This is a genomic window from Burkholderia territorii (assembly GCF_902833055.1).
GTDB classification, from domain to species: Bacteria; Pseudomonadota; Gammaproteobacteria; order Burkholderiales; family Burkholderiaceae; genus Burkholderia; species Burkholderia territorii.
In genome coordinates this window covers 178,985-192,182 of sequence record NZ_CADFEJ010000001.1, presented here as the reverse complement: position 1 = coordinate 192,182, position 13,198 = coordinate 178,985, and the positions used below count along the sequence as shown (strand labels likewise).

General features: G+C 65.7%; 1 protein-coding gene. It reads right to left on the bottom strand.

Going from position 1 to position 13,198, the window contains the following annotated elements:
- Positions 1-145 precede the first annotated feature (145 nt).
- Positions 146-12,955: a filamentous haemagglutinin family protein gene (locus tag HW466_RS00830; RefSeq protein WP_239005864.1), complete on the bottom strand. Its 12,810-nt coding sequence runs from the start codon at positions 12,953-12,955 to the stop codon at positions 146-148.
- Between the last annotated feature and the right edge of the window lie 243 nt (positions 12,956-13,198).

The window sequence follows — 13,198 nt, the reverse complement described above, 5'->3', positions numbered from 1 at the left end:
GATCCATCATCGAAGGGCATCCTCAAACGTGTGGAGCCGAACAGGCAAATAGACCGTCGCTTAGAAGATGCGAGGCGGGGAATCGTTCGTTCCTGACGCCCGAAATCCGGCATTGCGCCGGTCGCCCCGCATCCGTCGACCACGTTCAGAACCGGTTCAACTTCGCCAGTTCCTCCTTGCTGAGCAACGTCCGCTGGGTCGGCCCGGCCGCACCGAACCCGAGCAGCGACACCGAATTCGACGAATCGTAGCCGACCTGTGTGGACTTGTGCCGCTTCGCGCCGCCATCCGGGCCGTTATCCCCGAAGCCCTCCACCTGCACGCTGATCGTCCAGCGACGTGGCGCGACACCCGATGCGTTGTTCTTCGCGATATCCTGCGCGACCTGGCTCGCCGCCGATGCCGCCGAGCTCGCGGCCGTCAGCGCGCCGGTGTTCACTGCCTGCACAAGCGGAATGCCGGTTGCCTTGCCCGTCACCTGGATGTTGTCCGCATTCACCACGCGCAACGCGGCAACGTTGAGGTTGCCGGCACGAATGCCGGCGTCGCCCGCATCGATGGTCCCGCGCGGCGCGATCAAATTGACCGTGCCTTTCGGCGCGCCCGGTATGCTCTGCAGCGTCGCGATGCCCGCCCCCGTCACTTGACCACGCGAATCGACCGTACAGTAATGGTTAGCATCGCAAACATACTGCGGCGCCGGCGTATCCGCCGACGTCTTTGCGCCCTTACCCGCGTTGATGTCGCCGTTCGAACTCCAGATCGTCATGTCGCCGCCCTGCTCGGTAAAGATCCGGCTTTGCGCGAGCAGCACGCTTTGATCCGTGAACAGGTCGACATTGCCTTTCTCGAGCGTCAGAATCCCCATCGTGCCCGGGCCTGCTACAACATTGCCGCTGCTGTCCACGATCTGCGGCGGCGCCGTCGTGCTGCCCACGAGCGCCTGCCCGCCCGGCCCGAGGATCGTGACATCGCCGCCCTGCTGCGTCTGAATCGTCGTGCTTCGGATGTCGAGATCGCCCGTGCTGACCGACTTGTTCGCGCCGTTTGAACCGCCACCGAGATTGTTCGCGGTATAGCCATAGGACGCGGGGAACAGCGTATTGATTGCCTGATAGCCTCTTGCGTACTGGCCGTGGTACGGGCTCGATGCATCGTTGAAGTCCGCGCCCACTTGCGCCAGCACGCCGAACAGCACCTTTTCCGCAAAGATTTGCTGGACGTAGGACGGCAACGCCTGGAATTGCTTCCATGCTTCATCGGCCGTCAACGAGCCGACCTTCGCCAGTGCGTTGTCCTTGTCCACTTGCAATCCAGTATCGACGCCAAGCCCCGCGTCGTACTGCTCCATGAACGCGATCAATGCAGGCGTCGCGCTCGGCACGCCGGCAACCGCACTGCCCGGCGCGACATAAGTCGCGATGAATCCCGGCAGATCGACGCCCGGCCCGACACCGAACAGCACATTGACGTTCGCGCTCTCGTGCGGCAGGTTCGGATTGTTTGCGTTGCCGACTGCGTCGATGCCCGTGAAAACGTGTGCGATACCGCCGGTATTGGCTTGCTGGTTGTACAACTCGGCCTGGCTCGTCAGCGGGCCGATGTTGCGTCCCGCCTGCACGTCGAACCAGCCTGGGCCGCCGACCGACAACACCGGCACTGCACCACCACCGTTGTGGGGAATCGGCGTGTCGTAAATGTCTCGCCCCGCCACGATACGCGTTGTGTCCGAGCTGCGCAGGTTCTGCCCCCAGAACGCCAGGTTGACGATATCCTGCCCGGCTTGCATGAACGCCGGCTTGTCGATCGACAGCGTGACGAGGTTCCGATAAAAGCCGTCACCATCATCGGACGTATCGACGGTGCCGTTCACGATGCTTCCGTTCAGGCTGTAGATGCGCGCGGGCTGCAAGTCACCATCATGGAGCGCAGTCAGCGCATGTGCAGCGAGCGTCGTATCCGTCAATGCCGGAATCGTGGCTTGCGGATTCGTCGGCGAAGGCATCTGCGACGGATCGGCGTCGGACAGGCCAAATGTATTTGGCAATGCGACACCGGTCGCGTTGGACGATACATTGGAAAGGGACACCGACTGATCCGCAACCAGATTCAACTGGCCGACGGCCGACGGATAGAGAACGCCTCCCGATGGAACATCAATGGCGCCGTTGAACGCGGTCAAATTGATGCTGGCGGGAAGCACGCCGTTCGCGCCGGTCAACATGCCGCCGAGCGTGCCGAGTCGGACATCGCCGGTCGTGGACAAGACGTTGACCGCGGAGCTCTGCCCGTAACCCTGGCTGTCAGCATACTGGCCGTAACTGGAAAGATTGACGACACCATTCGGCAGCCCCGCGCTCTGCGTATAGCTGTTCGAATACGACGGGTTCAGTACCGCAGCAATATCCACCCCCTGGCGCGCGACGACGTCGAAGATCCCGTCCTGAGTCGCGAGTACCGTCGACACCGCGATCGGTGCTCCCCCGGGCGTCCACGACGTCGCAGCAATATCCGACCCGATGCTTCCGCAAGCCGATATCGTTGCCGCTCCCTTCGCGACGAAGTAGTCGCCGCTCAGAATATCGCCGGCGGCGTGCACCGTCAGATTTCCGCCGCCGACGGTGACGGGTTTGTTGTTTCCATCCAGATACCACGTGGTCGGCAACGACACGGCCAGATCCGAGATATTGCCGCCGGCACTGATCGACACGTTGCCGCCGACGCTCATCACGCCTTGGTCAAACGCGCCAAAATCAATCGACGACCGGGTCAACGGAGCAATGATGGTAGTGCCGTCGATGGTCTTTCCCGGTGTGACCTGCATCCACTGCCACCAATACTGGCTGATGCTGTTGCCTGCCGCTCCCGTCACGACGCCCGTCGCGTCGGTCACACTCTGAACACCGTTGATGTCGCCCTGCACGTGGAGCGAAATGTCGCCGGCCGAATCAGGATTCACGGTGGGTGTGACCAGTATGTCTTGAAGACCTGGCTGGCTGCCATGAGCGACCGCCGAGGCAAGACCCAACACCGGATTTCCCTGCGTGGGCGCACCCGCCGTATACACGACGCCCGGTGCGGTCGTATCCGCCAGCGTGAAATCATTGCCGGCCGCAATGTCGATGGATCCGGTACCGGTGCGAATCGTTGTCGGCTGCAACAACGTCAACCCGTTCGAATCGACGTAAGCGGTGTGCTGGTTCAACGTCACGTTGCCGGCCGGCGCACTGCCGGCGGCGAATGCAGCGACCGGCTGCACGGCAAGCGGATTGGCGCTCGTCAGCTCGGCTCCGCCGACCAGACGATACGACGAGCTTTGTCCTCCGAGGAGTGCAGCAAAGCTGACAGGCAACGGATTATTGGAGGTCGCAACATTTGCCGGCAAATTACCCGGCAAATCTCCGATATTGACAATTCCAGTATCCGGGATAGACAAAGGCGCAGTCGGCGCATATAGAAAACTGTACGCGTTATTCGGGCTTACCAACAAAGGATTCGAGTTTGACTTGGTTACAACAATTTTCGAAGAATAAACATCGTACAAGGAAATATATGCATCATAATCCGTCGACTTCAATGGCAATGCCGGAGGGGTAGGCGTACCAAACTGCTTGAACAAAACCACGCCGTTTTTAACAAGACCAGTAATGGTGGCCACGGTGTAGCCATTAAGCCAATTCCGATAAACATCGGAATAATCCTGATACGACAAATAATTCCCGATATCCGGAGCAGAAGTCAAGAGCGGAACATGGGGCATCACATGAAGCGAATAATTTCCCTGAAATGTCCCGTTAGCCCATGTTCCATAGTACGCACTCCACGCATTCGCATATTCAAGATAATCAGAATAATAATCGGCAGCCTGCTTGATTAGCGGCGCACTTAGCGTGATATTCGGATCGTATAGAGAATTTCCCGAGCCATTGCCAAATGAAGACAAAGAGTGCGTCGAACCATCGGTCAATTGCACGGTAATCGACGCCGGGTCATCCAGCGACATCAGGCTGCTATACAACGTCATCGCCGCCTCATACGTCCCCGTAGCCGTCGCACTCCCCGCCGCCCCCAGAATCGTCGCGACCTGATTCTGGAAAAATCCGTCGGTAATACTCGCTTGCGCATCGAAATTGTTCGTCGCCCTGAACGTCAGCATCGGCGCGACCGTGCCGTTGTACCGATACGAAGGCACGATCGTCCCGCTGTTGTTCGGCAGCCCCGCGCCGAGATTCCAGTTCGACAGGATCGAGATATTGCCGCCGTTGATCGCCGTGCTCGGGTTGTCGAATTCGACACCGGGCGCGACGCGGAAATTCGCGATGTTTGCCGTCGATCCCTGCAGCGTCGGCCCGTTTGCGCCGAGGCCGCTCTGGATGAATCCCATCAGCGTGCCTGGCGTCATCGACAGCGTGCCGTCGCTCGCCTTTACGATCTGGCCGCCGTAGAACGTCTGGTGATCGGCGTTCGCCGTGGTCGGCACGAAGTACGCGCTGTCCATGCCCGGGAAGCCGATCGACGAGATCCCCGTGTACAACGAAGCAAGATCGCTCTGACTGCCGGTCAGCGTCACCTGCGCGCCGGTCGCGTTGTTCGTCAGCGTGCCGCCGCCGTCGCCGTTCGCATCCGGCGCGAACGTGAAGGTCGGCGGATTGGTGCCTTGCGCGGTGAACGTGCCGGCCAGCAAATGCCCGTTGCCGTCGTACCAGCCCGCCGGATCGACGATGCCGTCGAAATGCTGCCCTCCCGGCGACGCGTCGGTCGTGCTCCACACCGCATACGCTTCGAGCGTCGTCGCGCGCGAACCGACGATGCCCTTGCCGCTGTTGAATGCAGTCGGGAACTGGACGTCGACGCTGCCGTCCGCGAGCAGCGGCGCGCGGAAATTCACCGTGCCGCCCGACAATCCGCCTGCCGTGCCGCCCGATACGTCGATCAGCGCATTCGCGCCGACCCGGATCGCGCCCGAACGCGACGGATCGATGTTCTCGTAGCCGTAGGTCGCGTTGTACGGATTCGCGACGGTCGGGTCGAACACCGCGCTCGTGCCGATGTTGACCTTGCCGCCGCGCTGCGTCGGATCGGAGCCGCGCGCGAGCAGCGTGCCCTCCACGTCGACGCCGCTGCGGCCATACAGGTCGATCTCGCCGCCCGCCTTGCCCGACGCATCGATCGTCCCCAGCACGTTCACGTTGCCGTTTGCCGTATCCCGCGCATTGCCCGCGCCGCCGTCGGCGGTCAGCGATACCGAGCGCGCAGTCAGCGCATTGCCGGCCGACAGCGTCAGGTTGCCCGACTTCGTATGCACCGAAATCGACTGGTTGACGCCGCTCGATGCGAGCGTTTTCGCGAGCGAATCCAGATCGGCCGCGCCGGCCGTGTCGAGCGACAGCGAACCGCCCGCGTAGCCGTTCGCCGCACCGCCCTTGATCGTGCCGTTCAGATTCACGACCTGCTTCGGCGCGGACAGCGTCAGGCTGCCTGCCGCGCCGCCACCGTTCGCGCCCGAGAAGTCGAGCGTCGTGCCCGCTTGCACATCGACGGTCCCCGCATCGGCGGTCAGCGTGATCGAGCCGGCCGGCGCGTACTGCGTCACATCGAAGAACTGCTTCGACACGCCCGCCGAGCTGACCGTCGAGCCGCTGCCGATCGTCAGGTTGCCTGCCGTCGCGTCGAGGCTCACGTTGCCGGCCGGTGCGGCGATCGTCGCGCCGTTGTCGGCCAGCGTGCCGCCGACGAATTTCCACGCGCCGCCGACCGCCGTTTTCGTCAATGCGGTGCCCGCCGCGCCGTTCAGCGTCAGCGCGCCGGTCGTCTTCACGGTCGATGCGGAACTCGTATCGGCGAGATACACGGGCGCACTCAGCGTCACCGGCTGCGAGCCGAAATCGAATGTCCCCGTGCCCTGCCCGACGATGCCGCCGCTCGCGGTCAGGTTCGCCGACGAGAAGCCGTTCAGCGCCTTCGTGCCCGTGCCGAGGTCGATCTCTTTCGCGTTGACCGTCAACGTGCCGTTGCCCGACGCGGACGCGCCGCTGGGCGCGCCCGTCTCGTTCGTGAACGCGATCTGCTGACCGTTCAGCGTCACGTGGCCGCCGTCGCTCGTGAACGTGCCCGCGCTCAGATCGACGCGCTTGCCGAACGTCGCGGTCACGTCGCCGACGAAGCCGATCGCACCGTAGCTGCGCAGCGTGACGAGATCCGCATTCGCGAACTGCGCGAGGCCGGCAGGATCGATCACGAAGCCCGGCAGGTTCGCCGCGGCGGCGCCGCTCGCATTGGTGAACGTGATCGCCGAACCGTCGGCCGTGATCGCCTTCGCGGACAGCACCGCGCTCGGGTCGACCTTCAGGTCTCCGGACGAATCGAGCATCAGCGCCTGCCCGCCCGTGAGCGTCGCTCCGGCACCAACCGTCAGCAACCCGGCACCGGTGCCGCCCGTGCGCGTGAGCGGCGCCATCGTGCCGTTCGACACGCGCAGCAGCGCACCGTCGCCGGCGATCGCGATCGGCTGATCTTTCGCCGCCGGATAATCGCCCGCCGCCGCGATCGACGCGCCTGCGTCCACACGCAGGCCGTTCACCGCGTTCGGATCGGTGCCCGTTGCATCGGTCTTCGTCACGAGCAGGATCTCGGGGCCCTTCAGCGACGTGTTCGCGTCGTTCGACACCACCACGCTGTTCGCGATCGGCGTGATCGTCACGCCCTTCGTCGTCGCCGCGCGCGTGCCGCCGATCAGCAGGCTGCCCGCGTTCAGCGAATCGAGCGCATCGCCGCCGATCTGCAGATAGCCGGGCAGCGCCGCGCTGCCGTTGCCGGTGATCTGGATGTCCTGCGACGCGACGTCGACTTCGGCCGGCGCGCCGCCCGCACCCGCCGCCGCGTTCAGCGTCGCGCCCAGCGTGAGCGCCCTCGTCGCGGCCAGCACGAGCTGACCGCCGTCCACCGGCAGCGGCGGCGTCACATTGCCCTGCTTCGCGGCCTGCGCGGTGAAGAAGTCGTTCGCGCCCTTCAGCGTGTATTGCGAGTATTGCTGCCACACCTTGCCCGACTGCACGTTGAAGAGCGTCGGCGTCGCGCTGCGGCCGCCCGTCACCGCATCGGCGAAGTAGCCGGCCGTCATCACGGTGCCGTCCGGCAGCACCTGCGATGCGCCCGGCACGACGTTGCCGCCCGTGCTCGACACCGTCACGCGATACGCGCCCGGCAGCGTCGCGTATTTGCCCGGCAGTAGCGTGTAGTAGCCGGCCGCAAGACCCGGCACGCCGGACAGGTACACGGCCTTGCCGATCGCATCGTTCATCCCGGCCTGGCCGACGCCGAGCGTCGCGGTCGTGGTGGTTGCCGTGCCGTTGCCCGCGACGGCCGGCTGCACCGTCTGCGCGAAAGACGGGTCGTAAGCGGCGACCGGCGATTGCTTTCCCGGCACGATCGCGTAGACGCTGCCGGCCCCCGCATTGACCGGCACCGCCGTCGCACCCTTGCCGTTCGCGTAGCTCACGTTGTATTGCGACAGCACGTCGCGCGTGCCGCCCGTGCCCGGCACCCATTCGGCCGCCTGCAGGTCGCCGCCGCCGGACAGGTCGATCGTCGCGCCCGGGTTCAGCGCGACGCGCGTGCCGTTCACGCCAATGTATTTCGCCGGCGGCGCATTGAGGTTGGAAGCCGTCGCGCCCGCGAGCGGATTGAACTGCCATTGGACGCCGTCGACCGTCGTGCCGTATGGAATGATCGAGCCGCCGTTCGAAACCGACGTCACGCTGCCGTTCGCGAACGTCACCGAATCCGTCGCGACGAGCGGCAGGTTGCCGAACTGCTTCTGCGTCGTGCCGTTCGTCGGATCGCCGACGCCGAACACGAGCGCGCCGGACGGCGCACGCACGTTGCCGCCCTGCACGATGTTCGTCGCATCGACGAGCAGCGTGCCGCCGGCCGACAGCGGCGTGCCGGACGATCCGGTCGAACCGAACGTGACGGTGGTCGGAGCGAGTGTGCCCGTCACCGGATCGGCGGGGCCGACCGCGTCGATGATGAACGTGCTGCCGGTGGCAGGGTACAAGCTGGCCGCGTTGAACGTGACGTTGCCGGGCGTGTACAGCACGCCCGGCAGCAGCGCATTGCTCGTCGGCGACACACTCGTCGAACTCAGGCGGATATCGCCTCGGCTGCTCAGGTTTGCCTGACCGAAGTTGTTGAGCTGGAACTGATTGCGCAGATCGAGGAACGACGCATTCACGTTCAGCGTCGCATCGGAGCGCGTCGCGACCGGCGCGAACGCGGGCGTCGACGACGTTGCCACCGGTCCCGCCAGCGCGACATACGGTGCGTTGATCGTCACCTTCGTGCCGAGCGGATGGGCCGGCGGCTGCGACAGAAGGATGTCGAGCGCGGAAGGGCCGCCGCTCGGCTGGGCGGGGGTCGACAGGAGCGTCGCCAACTGGTCCATGCCGATCGCGGCGATGCGTCCGGTATTCAGCGTTACCGACTCGGGCAGCGCGAGGTTCACGTTACCGGCGAATGCGATCGTCGGTACCGGCGCCGGAATCGGGGATGGCGTGCTGTCGCCGAGCACGAGATTCGCGATCCCCGAACCATTCAGGCGATCGGCGGAGAACTGCATCACGCCGGTCGGCTGGCCGCTCGGCAACCCGGTGGCCGGATCCACCGGCGTCGGGAAATCCTCGCCCGGCGCAAGGCCGGCGGGCACGAGCGGACCGCTCTGCCGGACGATGAGCGCGGTCGCGCCGGACGCACTGCCGTTCTGATGCGGCAGAACCGTCAGCGTGCCGCCGCGCGCCTGCGATGCACCGCCATGGCCGCTGAGCGTCCCGTCCGCGAAAAGCCCGTACGCGGCCGACAGCGTGATCGAACCGGCGTCGCTCCATACCGGGTGCGATGCATACGTGCCGTTCGCCTGCAATTGATCGAAGTTCGCCGATGCGCCCGATACGGCGATCTTCGAGCCGGCTTGCGCGACCACGTAGCCCGTATCGCTCGACAGCGTCACCGAACCGCCCGGCAGCACCTTGCCGGTATTCGGCATCACGGTCGTTGCGCCGAGCTTCACCGGTGCGGCAAGCGGGTTGGCAAGCGCGACGCCCGATACGTCGAGCGTCGCGTCGGCCCCGAGCCATACCGAGCGGCTGTTGCTCGGCGTGAACACATTGAGTTGCCCCGGCTGGGCGGTCGTGGCTCCGGTATCCGCACTCAGCACGATCGACCCGCCCGGCGCGACCACCGAGCCGAGCACGGTCACCTGTTTCGGCGACGCGAGCACGATACTCGCACCGGCGTCCGCATCGATCGACGCACCGGCCGAAAGCGTGACCGCGCCGGTCACGCCCGGATACGACGGAATCACGCCGTTACTCGCCGCCGTCAGCCACGATACGGCGTTACCGCCGGTCAGCTCAAGCCCTGCGGGTTGCCGGTGATATGCGTCAAGCTGACCAACCGTCGTCAGACCGCCGGCAGACAGGTTCGAACCCGAGCTCGTCCGCTGAAGTGCCAGCACATCGGGAAGCAGGTTCTTCTGCGTGAGCGCAACCGTTGCGCCCGGCGCAATGGTCGAATCGTAGTACGCGTTCAACACGTATTTGCCGAAGCCCTGCTGCGAGAAGAAGCTTTCAGGCAGATACACATCCCACGGTGCCGCCGCCGCGCGATCTCCGCCGATCCGGAAGCCGAGCGCATTCAGCGTCAGCGTGCCGCCGCCGGAGAAGCCTTCGCTCAGGATCGTGCCGCCCATGGCAATCGTGCCGGCGGTCGGCTGAGTGCCGGGCAGGTTCGCACCACCGTCGGTCGTATGACCGAATTGCGCACCGCCCGCAGGTACCGCATAGGTCTGCAACGCCACGTTGCCTCCGCGCCCTGCCGGCACGCCGTTCTGCATCAGCAACTGGCCGTTCGCGAGCATTTCGCCGCCGCTCGATACATCGAGCACGCTTCCCGGTTGCAGCAGGATCGAACCCGTCGCGTCCACGGCGTTGCCGTCGACGAACGTCGATCCCTGCGTCGCCGACAGCGAAATGCTGCCGCCGTTGATGAACTGGCTGTTGCCGGGCGCCGTGCCCGGCGCGGCCTGCACGTCGTTGTTCACCCACTGGCCGGCCGCGCTCAGCGCGCCCTGCGGCCCGACGACGACATTGCCGCCGCTCGTGATCGAAATCGAACCCGACGGTGCGGACAACCGCCCCGCGACATTCACGTCCGCGCCGACGGCCGGGCTGTTCAGCGAGATCGCACCGCCCGGCTGAAGGTTCAGCTGCGTGCCCTGCGCGACCACGATGCCCTTGCCCGCGTTCTTGTCCTCGGTCACGTTCAGCTTTGCGAATCCGCCGTTGTTCAGCGTCGCGACCGGCACGACCCGCGTCGTCGGCAGATTGTTCGGATCGTTGGCGGCAAGCGTCGCCGCAGCGTTCTTGTCCAGCGGCGTATCGATCGAGAAGCCCGGCATCAACGCGCCTAGCTGCGGTGCGTCGTCCTGCAGAATCGTCAGTCCCGAGATCGCGCTGATCGGAAGCAGCGGATTGGCGGCGGCATTCCAGGCCATCCCGGCCAGCGTGCCGCCGGCCAGCTTCGGGTCCGCGCCCAGGTTGAACGCGCCGCCCGACGGCAGGCTGTTGCCCTGCATCTGCTTCGCGCCGCCGAACGCCTGCGCACTGATATCGCCATCGAGCACCAGCGCCTGCGACGCGAACAGGTCGAGCGTGCCCGCATTGCCGCCGACGATGTAATCGGACTGGTAGGTGCCGCCCGTTTGCAGCGGGTTGTACCAGGACTTCGTCACGTTCCAGCGCGGATGGCTCTCGACGAACTGGCCGGCGATGCCGACATAGTTGTCGTACGGGCTCGCCTGCCAGATCGGCACGATCGCGCCGTTGGCATCGACGAGCCGTGTCGTGTTGACCATCCCGCCGTTGTAATGCACGTACCCGCCGTTCAGGTTCATCGACGAACCGGCCGCGGTCATCACCTCGTTGCCCGACAGCGTGATCGTGCCGCCGTTGGTCAGCAACTGGTCGACGGTGCGCGGGATCAGGTTCACGTAGCCCGACAGGTTCAGGATCGGGCTGCCGACCCACTGCACGCCGTCGCTGCGCGTGCCCGTCAGCGTGCTGTCGACGACGACGCCCTTCAGCCCGAACAGGAAACTGTTGCGCAGCAGCGGCGAATCGGCCAGTTCGTTCTGGCCGATCCGGTCGATCGTCACGAGCGTCTGCGAGATCGGCGCCTGGACATCCGCGAGCCCCGACACGTCGATCGTCGCGCCGTCATCCACGTAGATCCGGCCCGGCACCGCTGTCTGGCCGGCTGCCTGGTTCGTCACCACCGACGGCACGTAGGCCGTCACCGACACGTTCGAGCCCGGCGCCTCGATCAGCGAGCCGCCCTGGAACCAGACGGAGCCGGCCGTCATCGTGATGCCGCCCGGCGTGAAGGTCGTACCGGGCGTGGACGTCGCGGTCTGGCCGTTGTTGTCGGGCAGCACCGTCGTGACCGATCCCGGGCCGAAGCTCAGCAGGCCGGCACGATTGACGTTGTCGCCTCCGCCGCCGTTGCCCGTGACCGGCGTCGAGCCGGTATACGGATTGCCCAGCGGATTGTTCGACGCATACTCGTCGGCCGTCGAAATCGTGATCGTGCCCGGCGTGTTCACGCTCGTCGTGACACCCACCACGCCGTTCTGCGCGACGCGGCTGCCGAGCAGGTTCACGTTGCCGCGCGCAGCCTGCACGATGCCGGTATTGGTCAAGGTGCCGGCCGGCGTGACGTCGATCGTTTTGCCGGTCTGCAGATCCGTGGTCACGATCTGCCCGCTCAACTCGGGCAACAGCACCTGCGGATTGCCCGTCGCCCCGTTTCCGTTGGGTCGCAGGCTCACGCCCACGCCCGCCGCAAGCACTACCTGCCCCGCCGTGGCCGAAATGCTGCCCGCGTTCGTCACGTTCGGCGCCGCGACCAGCACGAATCCGCCGTCGCTCGCCGTGCCGTTCGTGTGCGTCGTGATCGAGGCACCCTGCTCTATCGTGACGTCGCCCGGCGCCTGGTACGAACCGGTCAGCAGCGCCGGGCTCCCTAGCCCGAGCACCTCGTTCGGGCGACCGACCGCGCCCGCCACGCCGCCCGAACTCCCCGACTCCGGATAAGCCAGCCCGCCTGTCGTCCCCGCCGGCAGGCTCAGGAACTGCTGGTTGCTCGCGACGATACCCGCGGCCGTCGGCACGAGCTGGTTCTTCATGTCGAGCAGGTTCAGCGACGACGCGACCAGCGAATGCACGTTGACCTGCGACCCCGCGCCGAACAGCACGCCGTTGCGGTTGATCACGTACACCGCGCCCTGCGCGGTGACGTTGCCGAGTATCTGGCTCGGCCGCCCGCTCGGATCGTTGATCCGGTTCAGCACGGCCCAGTTGTTCGCGCCGTTCGTCTGCGTGCCGGCCGACTGATCGAAGTTCAGCGTCGTCTGCCGGCCGACGTTCATCGTCTGCCACGTGAGCACCGCGTTCTGGCCGGTCTGCTTGACGTCGACGTTCACGCGGCCGCTGTTGTCGACCGTCTGCTGCGGCGCATTCGCGTTGACCCACAGCAGCGGATTGCCCGTGTCGGTATTCTGGCTGACGAGATTACCGTTGCCGTCCTTCGCGAACGTGATGCCCGGCGCCACCTCCAGCCCGCCCGGCGCGAGCCCGTTCGGCACGGTCGAAGGCAGCTTCGCCGCCGCCGCGGCCGCGTTCTGCTGCGCGGCGATCTGCGCGGCAATCGCATGGGCGGCGTAGCCGAGGTTGCGAATCGACGGCTGGCTCGCCTGTGCCGCCTGCTGCGGCGACACGCCGAGATTCGGCATGCCCGGCACACCGGCACCGCCCGCGCCACCGCCGGACGCGCGCGCGGTGGCCGCGCCGAGGTTCATGATGCCGGCCGCATGCGCATGAGCGGACGCTGCCGCGAGCAACATCAGTGCGACGGCACGCACCAGCGGCCGCAGTTCCGATTTGAGGACGGAGCGCGACCCCGTCGCGTCAGGTTGTCGTGCGATGCGTGCGCGTGCTGCCATTCTTCACCCCGAATCCTATGAAATGGCGCTCGGCGACGACCGCGCCGCAAGCGACGCCGATCCGTTGCCGCGCCTGATCGTTGCGCGTGGGCCGACACCCGGCCACCGGAATCTCGAGAACATACGAATGCCCGATGGCAGCCG